Origin of the sequence: Planktomarina temperata RCA23, assembly GCF_000738435.1 — a bacterium.
Lineage (GTDB): Bacteria > Pseudomonadota > Alphaproteobacteria > Rhodobacterales > Rhodobacteraceae > Planktomarina > Planktomarina temperata.
Genome location: NZ_CP003984.1, coordinates 242008 through 261404, shown reverse-complemented (window position 1 = coordinate 261404; position 19397 = coordinate 242008). Strand labels below are relative to the sequence as shown.

Annotated in this window: 17 protein-coding genes and 1 pseudogene; 11 read left to right on the top strand and 7 right to left on the bottom strand. The window is 55.9% G+C overall.

All coding sequences use genetic code 11. The features are described 5' to 3' along the window. Positions 1–30: 30 nt before the first annotated feature. The 3 genes from glyS to RCA23_RS01175 are packed head-to-tail and all read right to left on the bottom strand — an operon-like array spanning position 31 to position 3520. The gene (gene glyS / locus RCA23_RS01185) at positions 31–2088 is read right to left on the bottom strand and encodes a glycine--tRNA ligase subunit beta (RefSeq protein ID WP_044048690.1); all 2058 of its coding nucleotides are present in this window, start codon (positions 2086–2088) and stop codon (positions 31–33) included. After that, positions 2088–2606 (bottom strand): DUF6446 family protein, encoded by a 519-nt coding sequence (locus RCA23_RS01180; RefSeq protein ID WP_044048689.1) that lies wholly within the window; start codon positions 2604–2606, stop codon positions 2088–2090. The genes glyS and RCA23_RS01180 overlap by 1 nt, the downstream gene beginning before the upstream one ends. Next, positions 2606–3520, bottom strand: a complete 915-nt coding sequence (locus RCA23_RS01175; protein ID WP_044051164.1) for a glycine--tRNA ligase subunit alpha — start codon at positions 3518–3520, stop codon at positions 2606–2608. The genes RCA23_RS01180 and RCA23_RS01175 overlap by 1 nt, the downstream gene beginning before the upstream one ends. Positions 3521–3683: 163 nt before the next feature. Between RCA23_RS01175 and RCA23_RS01170 the strand changes: the two genes are divergently transcribed. Continuing rightward, complete coding sequence (locus tag RCA23_RS01170) at positions 3684–5441, top strand: peptidoglycan-binding protein (protein ID WP_081870856.1); 1758 nt, start codon at positions 3684–3686, stop codon at positions 5439–5441. 71 nt (positions 5442–5512) lie between these two features. On the opposite strand, the pseudogene RCA23_RS01165 reads toward RCA23_RS01170, so the two are convergent. After that, positions 5513–7088 (bottom strand): annotated as a pseudogene (locus RCA23_RS01165) (bifunctional metallophosphatase/5'-nucleotidase). Positions 7089–7219: 131 nt separating this feature from the next. Here RCA23_RS01165 and RCA23_RS01160 point away from each other — a divergent pair. Continuing rightward, positions 7220–7558, top strand: coding sequence for a DUF952 domain-containing protein (locus RCA23_RS01160; RefSeq protein ID WP_044048688.1), 339 nt, complete (start codon positions 7220–7222; stop codon positions 7556–7558). Continuing rightward, complete coding sequence (locus RCA23_RS01155) at positions 7555–8616, top strand: quinone-dependent dihydroorotate dehydrogenase (protein WP_044048687.1); 1062 nt, start codon at positions 7555–7557, stop codon at positions 8614–8616. The genes RCA23_RS01160 and RCA23_RS01155 overlap by 4 nt, the downstream gene beginning before the upstream one ends. A gap of 20 nt (positions 8617–8636) precedes the next feature. Here the strand turns inward: RCA23_RS01155 and RCA23_RS01150 are convergent, their stop codons facing one another. From RCA23_RS01150 to RCA23_RS01140, 3 genes are read right to left on the bottom strand one after another with little or no spacing between them, the layout of a single operon-like run. Next, the gene (locus tag RCA23_RS01150; protein WP_044048686.1) at positions 8637–9959 is read right to left on the bottom strand and encodes an MATE family efflux transporter; all 1323 of its coding nucleotides are present in this window, start codon (positions 9957–9959) and stop codon (positions 8637–8639) included. Continuing rightward, the gene (locus RCA23_RS01145; RefSeq protein WP_044048685.1) at positions 9952–10452 is read right to left on the bottom strand and encodes a PaaI family thioesterase; all 501 of its coding nucleotides are present in this window, start codon (positions 10450–10452) and stop codon (positions 9952–9954) included. The genes RCA23_RS01150 and RCA23_RS01145 overlap by 8 nt, the downstream gene beginning before the upstream one ends. Continuing rightward, positions 10449–10877, bottom strand: coding sequence for a PaaI family thioesterase (locus RCA23_RS01140; protein ID WP_044048684.1), 429 nt, complete (start codon positions 10875–10877; stop codon positions 10449–10451). The genes RCA23_RS01145 and RCA23_RS01140 overlap by 4 nt, the downstream gene beginning before the upstream one ends. An 86-nt stretch (positions 10878–10963) precedes the next feature. Here RCA23_RS01140 and RCA23_RS01135 point away from each other — a divergent pair, with 86 nt between their 5' ends. From RCA23_RS01135 to RCA23_RS01100, 8 genes are all read left to right on the top strand, one after another. Then, positions 10964–12106 carry a putative manganese transporter gene (locus RCA23_RS01135; protein WP_044048683.1) on the top strand — a complete coding sequence of 381 codons (1143 nt, stop codon included), beginning with the start codon at positions 10964–10966 and terminating at the stop codon, positions 12104–12106. Between the two features lie 47 nt (positions 12107–12153). Further along, positions 12154–12522, top strand: a complete 369-nt coding sequence (locus RCA23_RS01130; protein WP_044048682.1) for a MerR family transcriptional regulator — start codon at positions 12154–12156, stop codon at positions 12520–12522. A 136-nt stretch (positions 12523–12658) separates the two neighbouring features. Beyond that, positions 12659–13048, top strand: coding sequence for a MerR family transcriptional regulator (locus tag RCA23_RS01125; RefSeq protein ID WP_044048681.1), 390 nt, complete (start codon positions 12659–12661; stop codon positions 13046–13048). 22 nt (positions 13049–13070) lie between these two features. Further along, positions 13071–14852 carry an acyl-CoA dehydrogenase C-terminal domain-containing protein gene (locus RCA23_RS01120; RefSeq protein WP_044048680.1) on the top strand — a complete coding sequence of 594 codons (1782 nt, stop codon included), beginning with the start codon at positions 13071–13073 and terminating at the stop codon, positions 14850–14852. Between the two features lie 43 nt (positions 14853–14895). Continuing rightward, positions 14896–15528 carry a glutathione S-transferase family protein gene (locus RCA23_RS01115; protein WP_044048679.1) on the top strand — a complete coding sequence of 211 codons (633 nt, stop codon included), beginning with the start codon at positions 14896–14898 and terminating at the stop codon, positions 15526–15528. A gap of 11 nt (positions 15529–15539) precedes the next feature. Continuing rightward, entirely contained in the window at positions 15540–16751 is a 1212-nt protein-coding gene (locus RCA23_RS01110; protein ID WP_044048678.1) for an acetyl-CoA C-acetyltransferase, read from the top strand. A 21-nt stretch (positions 16752–16772) separates the two neighbouring features. Then, entirely contained in the window at positions 16773–17186 is a 414-nt protein-coding gene (locus RCA23_RS01105) for a hypothetical protein (RefSeq protein ID WP_044048677.1), read from the top strand. An 11-nt stretch (positions 17187–17197) separates the two neighbouring features. Next, complete coding sequence (locus RCA23_RS01100) at positions 17198–19381, top strand: 3-hydroxyacyl-CoA dehydrogenase NAD-binding domain-containing protein (protein WP_044048676.1); 2184 nt, start codon at positions 17198–17200, stop codon at positions 19379–19381. Positions 19382–19397: the final 16 nt, after the last annotated feature.

The window sequence follows — 19397 nt, the reverse complement described above, 5'->3', positions numbered from 1 at the left end:
CCCTTGACTGCGTAGTGCAAGAGGCACTTGTCAGCCTTCGACTTTGGTCAAATCAGCAACCGACAGGCAGGTTGTGCGAATCCGGCTCAAAAGGTTCAGCCGATTGCGACGGACCAATGTACTATCCGCATTGATCTTTACCGCTTCGAAAAACGCATCGATCGGACCACGCAATGTGGCCATAGCTGCCATAGCGGCGGCAAAATCCTGTGTTGCCATGGCGGGTTGAATCGTCTTATCCGCCGAATCCAACGCCGCGAAAAGCACCTTCTCCGCCTCGTTTTCCGCATATTTCACATCGGCGCCAAAGCTATATTCAACCCCATCCTTCTCTTCGGCTTGGCTCAAGATATTATTGGCACGTTTGAAACCTTGGATCAAATTTTCGCCATCATCTGTGCCCAGCGCCCCTTGCAGGGCCTCTGCCCGCTTGACCAAAAGTGCCAGATCGTCACTTTGCGGCATGGCGATGCAGGCATCAATCACATCATGGCGAATGCCCCGGTCACGCAGGTAGGTTTTGAGGCGATCTTGGAAAAATCCGAGCAAATCCGCGGCTCCAGCACCCGCGTCGGCAGCGGCCAGGCGATCCGCTAAAGGCAAAGTGAGGTGATTGTCCAAAATCAAGCGGATCACCCCCAAGGCTGCGCGGCGCAGAGCAAACGGGTCTTTCGAGCCAGTCGGCTTTTCATCAATCGCCCAAAACCCGGTCAACATGTCAAGCTTGTCGGCCAGCGCCACAGCAACAGAAACGGGCGCAGTCGGCACATCGTCAGAAGGCCCAAGTGGCGAGTAATGCGCTTCACAGGCCGCCGCAATGTCAGCCGACATGCCCGCTTTTTCGGCATAATAGCGCCCCATGAGCCCCTGCAATTCAGGAAATTCATAGACCATTTGTGAGCTCAGATCCGCCTTCGCCACCAAAGCGGCCTGCTCTGCCATATCCGGATCAGCGCCCACCACTGGCGCCAAGTCACGGGCCAATGCTGCAATACGCTTGATTCGCGCGGCCTGACTGCCCAGCTTGTTGTGAAAGGTGACGTTTTCCAAAGCCGCCTGCCAGTTTCCCATGCCCGCTTTTGCTTCGCGCAGATCGTTCTCCCAAAAGAATTTCGCATCGGCAAGACGCGCAGCCAGCACCTTTTGATTACCCTTCAATATCGTGGCGCCCTGATCGGCCGCCTCGATATTGGCCACGGTGACAAAGCGCTCAATGCGGCCTGTTTTCGGGTTGGAGACCGAGAAGAATTTTTGATGTTCCTTCATGGAGGTTTTCAAAACCTCCGGGGGCAGATCCAAAAATTCCTCATCAATTTGACCCATCAGAACAACGGGCCATTCCACGAGTCCTGCCACCTCAGCCAACAAGCCGGTGTCTTCCACCACGCTCTGGCCGAGCGCAAAAGCTTGGGTCTGGGCTTCCTGCCAAATCGCAGCTTGCCGCTCATCGGCCCGCAGGATCACTTTGGCGCGCTTCAGCTTGGTTTCGTAATCCTCAAAACCACTCACCGCAAAGGCATCTGGCGCCATGAAACGGTGACCGCGGGTCTGGTTGCCAGCTTTAATGCCGTCCACGTCGAGAGGGACAACCGAGACTTCGGCCTCATTGGACAAGACACAAAGGATCGATTGCAAAGGCCGCACCCAGCGCAGACTCCCAGACCCCCAGCGCATCGATTTTGGCCAAGGGAAATTGCGAATAGTCGCTTCTAACACCTCTGCCACAATCTCAGCCGCGGGGCGCCCGGGCTTGGTGATCTTGGCAAAATAGACCTGACCTTTTTTGTCATCGCGCACTTCCAGGTCATCCATAGACAAGCCCGCACCGCGCAAAAATCCATTGATCGCCTGCTCTGGCGCGCCGACTTTCGGACCCTTACGCTCTTCTTGCACCGTGGGGCTGGCGTCGAGCAAACCTTCCACAACCAAAGTGAGGCGTCGCGCTGTGTGAAAGGCTGACGCATTGGCATAGGTCAAGCCCGCCTCAACCATCCCATTGGTCAACAGTTTCTTGAGGTTCTGAGCCGCAGGGGCTTGCAAACCTGCGGGTATTTCTTCCGAAAAGAGTTCAATGAGAAGATCCGCCATTATTGATCCCTTTCCGGACAATCGTCAGAGGCCTGTGAGCCGTCATACAGTTTGTCGCCACACTCGTTGATTTGATGCCAAACAAAGCCGCGCCCGTCATCGTAAATTGCCACAATCCGGTCGATCCCAAACTCGAAATTCGCGGCCCCCAAATAGGCGGTCGCAATGCCGGCGTCGATGTCAGCGGCGATTTGGGCCGCGTCGAAACATCCAAACCACTCCGGCGCGTTGCGCGGCTCCGAACGCTCCAGCGTGGTGAATGTTTCGGTTAGCATGGCCGTGCTCAAAGGTGTTTTAAAACAGGCGCGATAGCGGATTGGGCTGCTGTCTGCGTCAATGCCCTCAAACTCCGTCACCGGAATGCGTGTTGGCGCGCCACTGACGATTGAGGTCAAGGCCACCTCGCCCTCGGTGAAGGTTTCATAATAGCCATAGACCTGCGCATAATAGACGCCAATCCCGAAGGCTGCTGTTATTCCTAAAATTCCGCCGCTGATCACTTTTCCACTGACAGCCATCAGGCCGCTCCCGCTGCTGAAGTCTGCACGAAGGCATTGGCGCATTTGGTCGCCAAACTCCGAACCCGGCCGATATAGGCCTGTCGTTCGGTGACGGAGATGACGCCGCGCGCATCCAGAAGGTTAAACATATGGCTGGCTTTGATACATTGATCATAGGCCGGATGGGCCATGATAATCCGCTTGCCGGTTTTGGGGTCAATCGCCTCTTGCGCCAAAATAGTCTCGCATTCTGCCTCAGCCTCTTCAAACTGGCGCAGCAAGACCTCGGTATTGGCCACATCAAAGTTCCAACGGGCGTATTCTTCCTCGGTTTGGCGGAAAATGTCGCCATAGGTCAAAGCGATAGGGGCGGAAGGGTCATTAAAGGGCATGTCCATCACATGATCCACACCCAACACATACATTGCCAAACGCTCCAGACCATAGGTCAGCTCCCCAGAAATCGGGTGACAATCATGACCTCCGACCTGCTGGAAATAAGTGAACTGCGACACTTCCATACCGTCACACCACACTTCCCAGCCCAAGCCCCAAGCCCCCAAGGTCGGGCTTTCCCAATCATCCTCTACAAAGCGGATGTCATGCAGGGCCATATCGATGCCAATGGCTTTGAGACTGCCCAAATAGAGCTCTTGCAAATTCGGCGGGCTGGGTTTGATGAGCACTTGATATTGGTAATAATGCTGCAAGCGGTTTGGATTTTCCCCATAACGCCCATCAGTCGGACGGCGCGATGGCTGCACATAGGCAGCCGCCCATGGCTTGGAGCCCAAAGCCCGCAGCGTGGTGGCCGGGTGAAACGTCCCAGCGCCCACCTCCATGTCATAGGGTTGCAAAATGGCGCAGCCCTGCGCGGCCCAATAGGTTTGAAGGCGCAAAATTATCTCTTGGAATGATTTTGGAGTGCTCATGTGTTCCTCGGCCGCTGATCTGGCGCCTGAATAGGCGCTGCACGGGCCAGCGTCAATCAAGCCACCGATGCCAAATCAGCGCAAATGCCAAAACTTTCCTGCACCGGCTTGATTTACGCGCCAATCCCACAAATAACAGGGCAAATTTTCAAAAGGTTCAAAGATGAGATCATCGCTTCTCTACAGCCTCATGGCTTTGATGTTGACCTGGGCACAGGCCGCTTTGGCGCAATCCACTCTGCCCCGGCAGGTTTGGATTCAGATTGAGACCCGACTGAATCTCGAGGCCAGTTTGGACAGTATTGAGATCTATGCCCGCGACTTGGACAACGTAAACGGATTTGAAATCAATGGAGGCTGGTTCGGCGTGGCCATCGGCCCATATGATCCAGAACAGGCCGATGCCGCTTTACAAAAATTCCGCGCCGAAGGGGTGATCCCCCGCACCAGCTTCACCACAACCGGCGCGTCCTTTGGCGCGCGCTTCTATCCGCCGGCTGTGGCGGCTCAACCCGCCGCAGACACTGATAGGGCCGCAAACACGGCCCCCCAAACCGCGCCGCCCACCGAAGAGCCCGCAGCAGAACAGCCAATCAGCCCGGCCGAGCAGCTGAAGCAAGCCAAAGCCTCAGAAAGTGCTATGACAGAGGCCGAGAAAAAATACCTGCAACGGGCACTCGCTTGGGCAGGGTTTTATGAAAGTGCCATTGATGGGCTTTATGGTTCGGGCACACGCGCTGCTATGAAGAGCTGGCAATATGCCAATGGCTATAACGCAACCGGTGTTCTAACCGCCGCACAAAGAGCTGAGCTTATCGCAGATTATCAGTTTTTACTGGCCGGTTTAGGATTTGAAGACGTGGTTGATGCGCAGGCTGGAATCACGCTGCGCCTGCCCAGCGCCCTTTTGGCCCCGGCCTCCTACGATCCGCCCTTTGCCACCTATGCCGCCAAAGACACAGGCTTGGCGCAGGTGATCCTCATCAGTCAACGCGGCGATAGAGACCGGCTTGCAGCCCTCTATGAGGTGATGCAAACCTTGAGCATCCTGCCCGAAACCGGCCCGCGCAATCTGGCGAAATCCAGCTTCACGATCGAAGCCTATGACGACCGGCTCCACACCACCGGCTTTGCCACATTGCAAGGCGGTGACATCAAAGGCCTGATTTTCGTGTGGCCGCGCGGGGACACGGCCCGCCGCGCGCGGGTGGAAGAGGAAATCTTCACAAGCTTTACATCTCTTTCCGGCACGCTGGGCGAGGCGCCCATTCTTAGCGCCGGTCTCACACCACAAGAGTCTCTGGGAGGCTTGACCATTCGCCAGCCAAGCTTCTCGCAATCGGGCGTCTTCATCAGCCGCGAGGGTCATGTTCTCACGGCGGCTCAAGACTTTTCGGAATGCGGAAAATTACAACTGCAAGATGGCCTCCCGCTCAGCATCGCGGCTCAAAACGCGGAACTTGCGGTCTTGGTTCCCGCGCAGGACGCGGCGGCCCCCTCGATTGGCCAGTTTGAGACCCGGAGCCCCTATGCGCCGCAATATGTTGCTCTGGGCGGTTATTCCTATGGTGGCAAACTCGGCGCGCCCTCCATCACCATGGGCCAATTGCAAGCGCTGACCGACCTCACAGGCCGTGCCGGTGTTTCCCGATTGGAGATCGACAGCCTGCCGGGCGATATCGGTGGGCCGATTTATGATCACTATGGATCTGTGATTGGAATACTGTTGCCGCCACCGCCGCAGGGATCTCGCCAACTGCCTGCAAACGTGCAGTTTATGGCCAATTGGCCCTTGATTTCTGAGACATTGATCGCGGCCAATGCAGCCGCCAGCACCGAAACGGAGACGGTTAAGTTGGAGCCTGTGGATCTCGCCAATCTTGCGCAAGAAACCGTCGCCTTGATTTCATGCTGGCCATAACCGGCCACAAGTATTTTCAAGTCTAACGCCCAAAGGGCGGGACATGCGAGGCCCAGTGGCCCCGCATTTTGTTATTTCACCGAAATACGGCCATCAAGATAGGGCGCATAGCTGCCCTGCTCGGCCATATATTCGGCCAAAACCACTTCGAGACCCGGGCCGTAATCATAGGCATTCAACCCGTCCCGAAACATTTTGTACCCGTCTCCGCCATTGCGCACATAGTTATTCGTCACAACAGAGTAGAGCGCCGCAGGATCAATCGGCACATAGCCGCCATCTTGCGCGACGAGTACCTCAACGATGCGCCCCTCATTGGGTGCAACCTTTGGGTCCCAAGTGTATTTCAGACCGGCCACCTGCGCAAAACGGCCCGCGACCTCCTCGACTTGGCTGACAGAATTTTCAAGCGCGTCAATCACCCCCTGCCCAGAAATCTGGAACGTTGCCAAAGTGTTTTGAAACGGCAGCACGGTGAGAACTTCGCCCATGGTCACCTCTCCAGCATCAATGCTGGCGCGCAGACCGCCTGAATTGGCAATGGCAATTTGCACGCCCTGATCGGCCACGCGCGCAAGCATCGCATCCGCCACCAGGTTGCCCATCTCACATTCTTGCACGCGGCAGACTGAGCGGTCGCCTTCAATCGCGGCCGCAGACATCGCCACGACTTGATTGCGGATCGCCTCCAACGGCTCGGCCGCCTCGGCAATGCGGTCCTTTGTGGCCCCATCTTCATCCACAGATCCATCCATGATCAGCGGCTCACCAATGGCCTCAAGGATGCGGCCGGCATCATCAAAGGTGACATTCAATTCACCTAAAAACTTGCCGTAGGCATAGGCTTGCACAATCGCCGTATCCCCAACCATTGTTGGATAAGCCCCATCAGCACGGTCATTTGTGTTGGACAGCAATGTGTTGGAATGCCCGCCGACGATCACATCGACGCCCGTGGTATTGGCCGCGACCCGCTGATCGACCAGATAGCCGGAATGCGACAGCACAATGATCTTATTGACGCCCATCGCCGTCAGACGATCCACCTCGCCCTGCACCGCTTCTGACGGATCGGAGAAGATCACATTCGGGCCGGGGCTTGCCAGCTCGTCGGTATCCTCAGGGGTGAGCCCGATCAGACCAATTTTCTCACCAGCCTGCTCAATGACCACTGACTTCTGGATCACATCGCGCAGCAGCGCCTCGCCGCTGATATCGGCATTGGACATTAGGATCGGGAAATTCACCGCATCGACAAAGCCGCGCAGCACTTCTGGCCCATCGTCAAACTCATGGTTGCCAACGGTCATTGCCGTATAGCCCATTTTGTTCATCATCTCGGCGGCCAGTTTCCCCTTATAGTAGGTATAAAACAAAGTGCCTTGGAATTGGTCCCCACCATCCACCAAAATCGAGTTGTCGGATCTGGCGCGCGCTTCGTTAATGGCCGTGACCAATCGGGCCGAACCGCCAAAGCACTTGCCTTCTGCATTATCTTCCTCACCGCAGCCGCTGTCATATTTTGACACCGGCTCAAAACGTGCATGGAAGTCATTGGTGTGTAAAATTGTTATCTTTATAATCGGCGACAGCCATCCCGGCACTTAAGGCCACAGCAGCTGCGCTGGCCAGCAATGTTTTCATCATCGTCATCCCCCTGAGTTAATCAATGAGCCATCGGCCCACATCTGCTGAGTCGAGTCAATTCCAACTGCTGGAAAAGCCCCTGCCCCGAAAGGACGGTTGACGATTTTCCCCTGACACGGCACAGGTGGGGGATGATGATTTACAAAATATTCCGTGCCGTTGAATGGCAGGCCCTGCAGACACAGGGCGAGACCCTTGGGGCTCCCGTCGATATCGCAGACGGCTATATCCATTTCTCCACAGCCCAGCAGGCCCAAGACACAGCCGACAAACATTTTGCCAATGCGGAAAATCTCTTTCTGGCAGCGGTCGAAACTGACGCTCTGGGCCCTGCGATAAAATGGGAAGTCTCGCGCGGCGGCGCTGAATTTCCCCACCTCTATGCCACACTCAAATTAACAAATGTTCTTTGGTGCCAGCCCCTGCCGCTGGTGGATGGACGCCATAAATTTCCCGAAGGCCTGACATGAGCCTGCGGGAAAAATTGGGCCTGAAGCTTCTGCATCAGTTGGATCCAGAGCGTGCACATGGATTGTCAATTCAAGCGCTAAAGCTGGGACTGGCCCCGCTGCACGGCGGCCCGGTTCAACGGGCGCGCCTTGAAACCTCTATGGGCGGCATTGCCCTGCACAACCCAGTTGGTTTGGCCGCGGGCTATGACAAAAACGCCGAGGCGCTGGCGCAAATGGCCAAGGCGGGATTTGGGTTTTTAGAAGTGGGCGCGGCAACCCCGAGGCCACAGCCCGGCAATCCCAAGCCCAGGCTGTTTCGTCTGACCAAAGACCAGGCGGTCATCAACCGCTTTGGCTTCAACAATCAAGGCATCGCCGAAATCGCCGCCCGTCTCGCGCAAAACCCAACCGCCATACCACGCGGTTTGAATCTTGGTGCCAACAAAGACAGCGCAGACCGAGCCGATGATTTTGGCCAGGTACTCACACAGGCCGCAGCCCATATTGATTTCGCAACGGTGAACATCTCTTCACCCAATACCGAAAAGCTCCGCGATCTTCAGGGAAAAGCGGCCCTAGAAGATCTGTTGGGCCGAGTGAACGCAGCCAATGCAAATCTGACCAACCCCCTGCCTATCTTCCTGAAAATCGCACCTGATCTGACGGATGCAGAAATCCAGGACATCGCCGATCTGGCGCGCGCAGCCGGGCTTGCGGCGATTATCTGCACCAATACCACGCTGGACCGGGACGGGCTTGCCTCTGCGCAGCGCAAAGAAACAGGCGGCCTGTCGGGGCGACCTTTGTTTGAAAAATCCACTCGCATTCTGGCCAAAATGCGCCAGGCCACACAGGGCGAGATCGATCTGGTGGGCGTGGGTGGTATTGGATCTGCACAGGACGCCTATGCGAAAATCACGGCCGGGGCCTGCGCCGTGCAAATCTATTCGGCCATGGTCTACCAGGGTCTATCCTTGGTGCCGCGCATTGCAAATGGCCTGGATCAGCTTTTGGCCCAGGACGGCCATGAGCGGCTCGATCAAGCCATTGGCACCACCACGCAAGACTGGCTCTAAAGCCAAAAGCCGGCTGATGATTAAGGCGCGGCGGCAACCCGTTCCAGCGCGGGATAGCGAAGCGCCAAACTGACACCGCGCAGAATGAAAAACCCATTCATCGCCATCCAAAGCCCATGGTTGCCGAAACTCGGCAAGAGCAAGAGCACAAGACCGCAGTAACCTAAAAACGACAGGATCATCATGTTGCGCATGTCCTTTGTGCGGGTGGCGCCGATAAAAACCCCATCAAGCATCCAGGCCAAAGCGCCCAAAAGGGGCGCGAGCGCCATATGCGGCAGATACAAACGTGCCGCCTGCTGCACAGCGGGATCTTTGGCCATCACATCAATCACAAAGGGCCCGACGATCCAAAATCCAGCGGCCATGACAATGGCCGAGCCAAAGGCCCAAACCGCCGTCACCGATGCGCCCCGTCGCAATTGCGCTACAGCCTTGGCACCCATAGCTTGGCCCACCAAAGACTCTGCCGCAAAGACAAAGCCATCCATGGCATAGGAGGCCAGATAAACAAATTGCAGCAAGACTTGATTGGCCGCCAAGGTCGCATCCCCGAGTTCGGCCCCAAAGAATAAAAAGCTAACGAAGCCCGCTTGCAGGAGCACTGAGCGGATTAGAATATCGCCATTCACCTGCATCATATAGATCACACGCCGCCGGTTAACGATCTGCTGCCACAAAAACAGCGCCAAACCGCGAAAGACCTGTCGGCAGAGGTAGAGGCCCAATACCAGCCCGCCCCATTCGGCAATCAAAGTCGCCACGGCCACCCCTTCGACCCCAAAGCCCAATCCGAGTACGAACCAGAAATCCAAAATGATATTTGTCACATTCATGAAAAGCTGAATCATCAGCACAGCGCGGGTGCGCTCTTGTGCAATCAGCCACCCGCTGAGGCCATAAATTGCAATCGCCGCCGGTGCCGACCAAACACGAATAGACATATAGGCCCGCGCCAAACCCTCAACTTCCTCAGAGGCTGGGGCAATCCAAAAGGCAGCAGCAAAAATGGGGATCTGAAACGCGATAAAACCTAGTCCGGCGAGTACGCCAATACCTGCGCTGCGAAAGAACAGCGCGCGGACCTCTTGCGCGTCCCCGCCGCCCAATGCTTGGCTGGTCAGACCCACGGTGCCCATGCGCAAAAAACCAAAGATCCAATAGAGCGCGCCCAAAATGATGGCGCCAATGCCAACCGCACCGATGGGCGCCGCTCCGCCCAATTGGCCAATCACGCCGGTATCTACCGCACCTAAGATCGGCACGGTCGCATTGGAAATCACGATCGGCAGGGCAATCGACAAAACACGCCGATGCGTTATGCCATATGTCGGGTCAGCCATTGCTCTGCGGCATCAAGAAATGTCCAGATGCTTGCGCGAAGAGGCGATCTCGATTGTCTTGCCAAGCCTCGACATGCACCGAAGCATAGCGCCGGCCCGAACGGTTGACCCGTGCCCTTGCATAGGCATCACGCGGCAGGCCGGTGCGTAGGTAGTCAACGGTAAAATCAATGGTTTTTGGCAGGACCAAGGCGCCGTTTTGGACCGCCTCGACATCCAATCTCTCCGCTTCGATATCATCCCAAAGCGTGCTCCAGGCCAAGCCGATGATCGCGGTGATCTCCAAAAAGGCCGCGGTTGCGCCCCCATGGAGCGCGGGCAGCATCGGGTTGCCAATCAGATTGTCATGGAACCCCATGGTTGCCGTCAACTCATCGCCATGCCGGTCAAAGCGCACGCCCAGAAACTCGATATAGGGCACTTGGCTGACGATTACGGACAAGGCGAGATCGCGACGACGTTTGACTTGGGTGACAGGTTCTGGCCGGCTCATGCGCTGGCCTTCGCAACAGTAAAAGCACCCGTCGCCGTAGCGACGGGGCGGCCTGTGTCTTCATCGCAGGCCGTGGCACGCACAAAGGCCACCGTTCGGGTGACATGATAGCACTCCGCAGTGGCCGTGATGGTCTGGCCTGGCGTTGCAGGCCGCATATAATCAATGCGCAAATCCAAAGTTGCCGTGCCCAGCCCCGCAAGAGGATGTGCCACCACCGCGGCCCCACCCGCCGTATCCATCAAAGCAGACACTGCGCCGCCGTGAATCACCTTTGTCACCGGGTCGCCAATCAGGGCGGAATCATAGGGCATGGAAATAATCGCACGACCATCACCCAGCTCTTCGAGCTGCATGCCCAATCGGCGAGAATGCGGGATTGCATCAATGAACTGACGCGCGGCTGTCATCTGGTCTTGTGTCATACAGCGGTTATTGTGCCTGCGCCGGTGATTGCCAAGCGCTTTATTTGCACTTGCGAATTATTCTCAATTGAAATACGAAAGCTGTCATGACCACAGACTCCAATGCGCAGACATTCATCGCGTCAGATATGCTCGGCCCATTTCGAAGCCGAAGACTGCTGGTCTTATGTGTATTTTTGGCTCTCGCGCTCGCTCCAGGACCCGTCGGGCATCTCACCCGTGGCTTGATGGTGGATGCCTATGTGCAGGTCTCAGCATTTGTCGCCGCAACCTTGCTGTTGTTTTACGGTGCGGAACGGGCGTTTCGATTTGATATCGGGTCAGCGCTGAAAAAATCCAAAGGGTTTCAAGTGCCTATGGCGGCACTTCTGGGCACCACGCCCGGCTGCGGCGGCGCTGTGGTTGTGGTGGCGGCTTATTCTTCGGGCAATGTCAGCTTTGGCGCCGTGGTCGCAACGCTGACCGCAACCATGGGGGATGCCGCCTTTCTGTTGATCGCAACCCGTCCAGATGCGGCGCTGGTTGTTTTGCCCCTGTCCTTTGTCGTCGGCATTCTGTCAGGATGGCTTGTCGATCGCTTCAATCGGTTTGATCTCACACCGAACACCTCTGGACATTGCGAAATTGCGCCGGTCATTGGGCGCACACGCTGGCAAGACTACGCATATGTCGGCCTGGCTCTGCCCGGATTAATCTTTGGCGTCACCCAAGTGGCGGGAGCAGACATTTTTGCACTTTATGGCACTGGTTTGATTTTCTCCGTCGCTCTTGCTGGCAGTTTTCTCGGGCTTTTCATCTGGGCAACCTCTCCGCTCAAAGCCATGACAAATATTGCCGATCACCCATTGACCCGCGTCGCAGAGGAGACCTCCTTTATCTCCATCTGGGTGATCATCGCCTATCTCAGCTATAGTTACGCCGAAACCTTTGGCGGGTTTGACCTGCGGGCCGCCTTTGGAACCATCGGGGTGCTGTTGCCGCTGATTGCGGTCTTGGTTGGGTTTGTTCCAGGATGCGGACCGCAGGTTTTGGTCGCCACGCTCTACCTTAATGGCGTCTTGCCCTTCGCGGCGTTGATCGGCAATGCGATCTCTAATGACGGTGATGCGCTCTTCCCAGCCATTGCGCTCAATCCACGTGCAGCTCTAATTGCCACAGGCTATTCGGCCATCCCGGCTCTTGTGGTGGCTTATGGGTTTTACATCCTCGCACCTGGCTTCATGAACTGATCTCTTGACCGTCCATTTCAGTGCAATACTATGCGAGTGGGGGAAACATGACACAAGAAAACCTAACATTCAAAGACATGTGCGCGCATTTCGATGTGACCCCGCGCACTCTGCGCTATTATGAATACATTGAGCTTTTGCAGCCCCAAAGGGTTGGTCGCGCCCGCTTTTACAGCCCGCGCGAAGTGGCGCGCATGACTTTGATTATGCGCGGCCGCCGATTTGGTTTTAGTCTGGAAGAACTGCGCCAATGGTTGCAGATCTACGACAAAGAAGGCAGCACGGCGCAGATGCAGGCCTGGATTCCAATCGCGCAAGAAAAATTAGCTCTGTTGAAACAGCAGCAAGAGGACATCAAAGGCGCAATTACAGATCTCTCGACGATGATTGACACGATTTCAGCAGAGCTGTCCTAGGCTCAAAATTTACAATAAATAGGCAAAATGCCGCCAAAAATTTGTATATTATGCCAATTTGCTTTACCTATCTCTTGATTAACGTCAACGTAAGGCATTGCTAGCAGCCCTATGATGAAACCTCGGTGGTGAAGAGATGGAAGAGACACAAACGATACAGCAAATGTGCGCGACCTTCGGCGTCACGCCACGCACCTTACGATTTTACGAATCCAAAGAATTGCTGTTTCCCAAGCGAGAGGGCACCCGGCGCCTTTTCACCCGCCGCGACAGCGCCCGGCTTAAGCTGATCCTGCGCGGAAAACGCTTTGGCTTTAGCCTCGAGGAAATCCGCCAGCTCCTGGATATGTATGACATTGGAGACGGGCAAGTCACGCAATTCCAAGAGACTTATCGCATTGCTTGCGCGCGCTTGGAGGATATGGAGCGCCAGCGCGATGAGCTCAATGAGGCAATTGACGAATTGAAAGCCCAATTAGACTGGGGCCGCCAATTGCTGCACCAAAAAACGCGCGCCACAGATTAAGTTTCCAGCCAAAGGATCCCCCATGCCAAGCTACAGCGCCCCCATCAAGGATCAGCAATTCATCTTGCACGAGGTGCTGCGGCTCTCTCAGTCCAATATTCCAGGCTACAGCGATCTTGATCCAGCATTCACCAAGGCAATATTAGACGAATCTGGCAAGCTGGCCAGTGCCGTCATGGCGCCCTTGAATGCGGTTGGTGATCGTGACGGCTGCACATGGGACGCAGGCAAGGTGCGCACGCCCGCTGGGTTCAAGCAAGCCTTTGAAGAGCTCAAATCTGGCGGCTGGGCTGGGATTGATATGCCGGAACAATATGGCGGGCAATCCATGCCCTCCGTGATCGGATCCGCAGTCACAGAGCATTTTATGGCCGCCAATCAAGCGTTTTCCATGTATCATGGCCTCACCCACGGCGCCGCCTCAACAATTTTAGCCCATGGGACAGAGGCACAAAAAGATCTTTTCCTGCCAAAGATGATTGCCTGCGATTGGACCGGCACGATGAATTTGACCGAGCCGCATTGCGGCACGGATTTGGGCCTGATGCGCACAAAGGCTATCGCGAACGCGAATGGCAGCTATGCGGTGACCGGCCAGAAAATTTTCATTTCAGCCGGAGAGCATGATCTGGCCGAGAATATCATTCATCTCGTTCTCGCCAAAATTCCGGGTGGACCGGAGGGCATAAAGGGCGTTTCATTGTTCATTGTGCCGAAATTTATTGTCACCCCCGAAGGCCGCCTTGGCCAACGCAACGGAGTGACCTGCGGGGCGATTGAGCGGAAAATGGGGATTCATGGCAATGCAACCTGCGTCATGAATTACGACGGCGCCACCGGCTATTTGCTTGGAGAGATGCACAAGGGCATGCGCGCGATGTTCACCATGATGAATGAGGCGCGCTTGGGTGTCGGCATGCAAGGATTGGCACAGGCCAGCGCCGCCTATCAAAATGCGGTCATCTACGCCAAGGAACGCCTGCAAGGCCGCGACGTCACCGGCATCAAAAACCCAGATGGACCCGCCGATCCGCTGATTGTGCATCCCGACATCCGCCGCAGCCTTATGGATCAAAAAAGTTTTATCGAAGGGGCGCGGGCGCTTGCGCTTTGGGCCGCCAGTCTGATTGATCAGGCACATCGTTTGCAAGACGCTGCCGCCGACGGGCTCATTTCGCTTTTGACCCCTGTGATCAAAGGGTTTTTGACCGATCAAGGCTATGCGATGACCGTGCAGGCGCAACAGGTCTTCGGCGGCCATGGTTACATCGAAGAGTGGGGCATGTCGCAATTCACCCGAGATGCGCGTATCGCAATGATCTACGAGGGCGCCAATGGGGTGCAAGCGCTGGATCTGGTGGGCCGCAAGCTGGGGCAAGAGGGTGGAAAATACATCATAGGCTTTATGGAGCATCTCGCGCGCTTTTGTGATGAGAATGCCAATGACGCAGCAATGGCCCCCTTCGTCGCCGGCATAAAAGCCGCCTCCAAAGATTTGCAGGCTGCGGTGATGTATTTCATGCAACACGGGATCAAAACCCCCCATCATGCCTTGGCCGGATCCAGTGATTTTCTACATCTGCTCGGCCATGTCTGCCTTGGCTTGATGTGGGGGGAAATGGCAAAGGCAGCCTCTACGGCACTGGAAACAGGCACGAAAGATCGGGCTTTTTATGCAGCAAAATTGACAACGGGTCAGTATTATATGGCCCGACACTTGCCGGCCACGGCGCTCCACCTTGCGCGGATAACCTCGGGCGGAGATACGGTAATGGCACTTGACGCGGAGGCCTTTTCTGGCTGACACTCCATTTGAGCAAAAAAACAAGATACAATCAGAGGTTTAAATGACGCTCAAATTACATTGCTTTGGCGAGAGCGGAAATTCCTACAAAGCAGCACTCACGCTTGAGCTCGCCGGCCTCGACTGGGAACCGGTCTTTGTAGATTTCTTCAGCGGCGGCGCGCGAACGGGCGCCTATCGGAGCCTTAATGTAATGGCCGAAGCGCCGGTGCTGGAACAGGGTGATTTTACCCTGTCGCAATCAGGCGCAATTCAACAGTGGGTGGTCGACCAAACCGGCAAGCTGGGTGGAGCGCCTGAGGATAAATACGAAGTGCTGCGCTGGGTGCTTTTTGACAACCATAAGATGTCCTCACAGGCCGGCGTTACCCGTTTTTTGATGAATTTCTTAGCCGAAGAAAAACGCCCGCAAGAGGCAATCAAGTTTATGCAGGGCCGCTTGCTTGGTGCCTATAATACATTGGACAGCCATCTCTTAGGGCGCGATTGGATCGTCGGCCAAAGCCTCACCATCGCCGATATCGCCAATTGTGGCTATCTATTCTATCCGGAGCCCTATGGTTTCATCCGTTCTGATTGGCCCAATATTGACGCTTGGCTCGGCCGGATCGAAGAGACGCCCGGTTGGAAACACCCCTATGATTTGATGCCAGGCAATCCCTCTGACCGGGCATAAAGGAACGATCTATGACTGAGGCTTATATCTACGATTGCATACGCACCCCCCGGGGCAAGGGGCGCGCCGATGGCAGCCTGCATGAGGTCACAGCCGCCCGGCTCTCTGCCGATCTGCTCAACGCGTTGCAACAGCGCAATCATCTGAACGGGCCAGTGATCGAGGATGTCATTTGGGGCAATGCCACGCAGGTGATGGAACAAGGCGGGTGTTTGGCCCGCACGGCGGTGCTGGCCTCGGATCTGGATGAGCGCATCCCCGGACTGTCAATCAATCGCTTTTGTGCCAGCGGCATGGAGGCCGTCAACCTTGCGGCCAATCAAATCCAAGGCGGTGCAGGCAGCGCCTATATCGCAGGCGGGGTCGAGATGATGAGCCGTGTGCCGATGGGCAGCGACGGGGCCGCCGTTGCGGTAGATCCCGCGATCGCCATGGCGCATTACTTTGTGCCGCAGGGCATTTCCGCAGATATCATCGCCACGGAATATGGCTTCACCCGCGCGCAGGCTGATCGTTTGGCCGTTGAAAGCCAGAAACGCGCCGCGCGGGCCATAGCAGAGGGGCGCTTTGACAACACATTGGTTGAGGTCAAGGATCTCAACGGCCTCCCCATTTTGACCCATGACGAATACCCCCGCCCCGGCACGGATATGCAATCACTGGGGGCTTTGAAACCTGCCTTCAAAGATATGGGCGAAACCATGCCTGGCTTTGATAAGGTCGCCCTGATGAAGTATCCGCATCTGGAACGGATCAACCATATCCATCACGCCGGCAACTCGTCTGGCATCGTCGATGGGGCGGCTGGCATCTTGATTGGCTCAAAAGCTTTTGGCGCGGCCCATGGTCTCAAACCCCGCGCGGTTATTCGCGCCACAGCTAAAGTTGGATCCGATCCTACGATCATGCTGACCGGACCGGTTCCCGTTACCGAAAAGATTTTGGCACAAAGCGGGATGTCCATTTCAGATATTGATCTGTTTGAAGTCAATGAGGCCTTCGCCGCAGTGGTGCTGCGCTTTATGCAGGCCTTCAATGTTGACGAGAGCCGTGTCAATGTAAACGGTGGCGCGATTGCCATGGGCCACCCGCTTGGCGCCACAGGTGCCATTATTATTGGCATGTTGCTCGATGAATTAGAGCGCAGCGGCAAGGGCACTGGCCTGGCCACACTCTGCGTCGCCTCTGGCATGGGCGCCGCGACGATTATTGAACGCATTTGAGACTAGAAATGGAGCATTCCCGTGGATGAAGTCGAATTTCAAGCTTTTTTAGATCGAATTTCCGCCTGTTGGGTCGATCGCGATTTTCAGACATGGGTTGATCATATCGCCTTGCCCTTCACCTCAATTACGCTCAACGGCCAGCTGTACAACGATTCAATTGAAAGCCTCCGAAAAGATTGGGATCTCTATTGCCAGGCGCTCGATACGCTGAAAATTTCGCAGATCATCCGAAAGGTCATGGTGATTGAAGCCAGCGAAGAGGACACGTTGATCGGCACCTATCAAACGCAAATGTTTGCCGAAGATCGGCGTGTTGTGGGACCCTATACCTCCTCTGCTATGTTAATCCATGATGGGAAGACTTGGCGGATCAGCTCAATAATGAACGCTCTGGGTCATCGCGATTGGACGACCCGGGAATACCTAACCTAGAGGCAGGATATATGTCCGATTTCACCCAATCCCTTGATGCCGATGGTCTGGCCACCATCACCTGGGACTGCCAGGCCCGGCCAATGAATGTCATGAGCAAGCAGGGTTTTGCCGATCTCAATGCTCTGATCGATGGGTGCCTCACTGATCCCATGGTCAAAGGGGTGATCATCACCTCCGCTAAGTCGGATTTTGCCGCTGGCATGGATTTGGCGGTGATCGCTGAGACAAAGGACATGCACCAAGAAAATCCCGCGCAGGGCTGTTTCGAGATGGTTATGGAAATTCACCAAATCCTGCGTAAAATTGAACTGGCAGGCATGGATTTCAAAACCAAAAAGGGCGGCAAGCCCATCGTCGCCGTGCTGCCCGGCACAGCACTTGGAATTGGGCTTGAGATCCCACTGGCCTGCCACCACATCATTTGCGCCGACAACCCAAAGGCGAAAATTGGCCTGCCAGAAATCAAGGTGGGTATTTTCCCCGGCGCAGGCGGCACAACACGCTTGGTGCGCAAAATGGGGGCGATGGCGGCAAGCCCCTATCTGTTGCAGGGCAAGCTTTGCTCACCATCGCAGGCCCAAGCGGCCGGGATCATTGATGCGGTCAGCACCACCCCGCTCGAAGATGCAAAAGCATGGATCTTGGCGGCAAAAGACACTGATTTGGTCAAGCCATGGGACGCAAAAGGCTATAAAATGCCCGGCGGCGCGCCCTATCACCCGGCCGGCTTTATGACCTTTGTCGGTGCGTCTGCCATGGTCAATGGTCAAACCATGGGTGTTTACCCAGCCGCGAAGGCGCTGTTAAGTGCGGTCTATGAAGGCGCCTTAGTGCCCTTTGACACGGCCCTAAAAATCGAGACCCGGCATTTCACATCGGTTATAATGAACCCCTCCTCTTCCAATATGATCCGCAGCTTGTTTCTCAACAAAGGCGCTCTGGACAAAGGCGCGGTGCGGCCCAAAGAGGTGCCAGATCAATCCGTACGCAAATTGGGCATTCTTGGCGCGGGAATGATGGGCGCGGGCATTGCACTTGTCTCGGCACAGGCTGGTATTGAGGTGGTGCTCATTGATCAAACCCAAGAGGCCGCCGATAAGGGCAAAGCCTATGTCGCCGACTATTGCGACAAGGGGATCGCGCGGCGCAAATCAACGCCGGAACACAAAGCGGCCCTGCTGTCACACATTACCGCGACCCCCAACCATCACGCTCTGACAGACTGTGATTTGATCGTCGAAGCCGTGTTTGAAGATCCGAACATCAAGGCAGAGGTGACCCAAAAGGTCGAAGCGGTCATCGGCCCCGACTGTATTTTTGCCAGCAATACCTCAACTTTGCCCATAACAGAGCTCGCAAAAGCCAGCACGCGGCCCGACCAATTTATTGGCATCCACTTTTTCAGCCCTGTTGAGAAAATGGCGTTGGTGGAAATTATCAAAGGCGCAGAAACCGGCAACCGAGCGGTGGCAAAAGCCTTGGACTTTGCGCGGCAAATTCGCAAAACGCCGATTGTGGTGAATGACGCTCGGTTCTTTTACGCCAACCGCTGCATCATCCCCTATATCAACGAAGGGCTGCGCATGGTGCAAGAAGGGGTTGAGCCTGCCCTGATCGAGAATGCCGCCAAGCTGATGGGAATGCCCCTTGGCCCGCTGCAATTGAATGATGAGACCTCTATCGATCTCGGGGTCAAGATCGCCAAGGCCACCAAAGCCGCCATGGGCGCAGATTACGACAATGCACAGGCCGATGAGGTCTTGTTTTGGCTGTTTGAGCAGGGCCGCCTTGGGCGCAAGTCTTCGGCCGGATTTTATGAGTATGATGCCAAAGGCAAGCGGCAGGGCCTCTGGCAGGGCCTGCGCGATCATTTCGGCAAAGAGGGCGGCAATCTGGAGCTATTAGATGTGCAGCACAGGCTCATGTTTGCCCAAAGCCTTGAGGCGGTGCGCGCATTGCAAGAGGGCGTGTTGATGGATGTGCGCGAGGGCGATGTCGGCGCGATTTTGGGCTGGGGTTTTGCCCCTTGGTCCGGCGGGCCGCTGTCTTGGCTCGACATGCTGGGTGCCGCCTATGGCGTGGCGCGCTGCGATGAGCTGCAATCACGCTATGGTGCCCGATTTGCCGCGCCCGAATTGCTCCGCACATTGGCAGAAGAAGGCAAGGGCTTTTACAGCCACTTCGCCGCTTGAATCCTCTCAGCTGCGG

Excerpts from the sequence above, each read along its gene's own strand:
- glyS (WP_044048690.1), bottom strand. The coding sequence starts at position 2,088 with ATGGCGGATCTTCTCATTGAACTCTTTTCGGAAGAAATACCCGCAGGT.
- RCA23_RS01180 (WP_044048689.1), bottom strand. The coding sequence starts at position 2,606 with ATGGCTGTCAGTGGAAAAGTGATCAGCGGCGGAATTTTAGGAATAACA.
- RCA23_RS01175 (WP_044051164.1), bottom strand. The coding sequence starts at position 3,520 with ATGAGCACTCCAAAATCATTCCAAGAGATAATTTTGCGCCTTCAAACC.
- RCA23_RS01170 (WP_081870856.1), top strand. The coding sequence starts at position 3,684 with ATGAGATCATCGCTTCTCTACAGCCTCATGGCTTTGATGTTGACCTGG.
- RCA23_RS01160 (WP_044048688.1), top strand. The coding sequence starts at position 7,220 with ATGATGATTTACAAAATATTCCGTGCCGTTGAATGGCAGGCCCTGCAG.
- RCA23_RS01155 (WP_044048687.1), top strand. The coding sequence starts at position 7,555 with ATGAGCCTGCGGGAAAAATTGGGCCTGAAGCTTCTGCATCAGTTGGAT.
- RCA23_RS01150 (WP_044048686.1), bottom strand. The coding sequence starts at position 9,959 with ATGGCTGACCCGACATATGGCATAACGCATCGGCGTGTTTTGTCGATT.
- RCA23_RS01145 (WP_044048685.1), bottom strand. The coding sequence starts at position 10,452 with ATGAGCCGGCCAGAACCTGTCACCCAAGTCAAACGTCGTCGCGATCTC.
- RCA23_RS01140 (WP_044048684.1), bottom strand. The coding sequence starts at position 10,877 with ATGACACAAGACCAGATGACAGCCGCGCGTCAGTTCATTGATGCAATC.
- RCA23_RS01135 (WP_044048683.1), top strand. The coding sequence starts at position 10,964 with ATGACCACAGACTCCAATGCGCAGACATTCATCGCGTCAGATATGCTC.
- RCA23_RS01130 (WP_044048682.1), top strand. The coding sequence starts at position 12,154 with ATGACACAAGAAAACCTAACATTCAAAGACATGTGCGCGCATTTCGAT.
- RCA23_RS01125 (WP_044048681.1), top strand. The coding sequence starts at position 12,659 with ATGGAAGAGACACAAACGATACAGCAAATGTGCGCGACCTTCGGCGTC.
- RCA23_RS01120 (WP_044048680.1), top strand. The coding sequence starts at position 13,071 with ATGCCAAGCTACAGCGCCCCCATCAAGGATCAGCAATTCATCTTGCAC.
- RCA23_RS01115 (WP_044048679.1), top strand. The coding sequence starts at position 14,896 with ATGACGCTCAAATTACATTGCTTTGGCGAGAGCGGAAATTCCTACAAA.
- RCA23_RS01110 (WP_044048678.1), top strand. The coding sequence starts at position 15,540 with ATGACTGAGGCTTATATCTACGATTGCATACGCACCCCCCGGGGCAAG.
- RCA23_RS01100 (WP_044048676.1), top strand. The coding sequence starts at position 17,198 with ATGTCCGATTTCACCCAATCCCTTGATGCCGATGGTCTGGCCACCATC.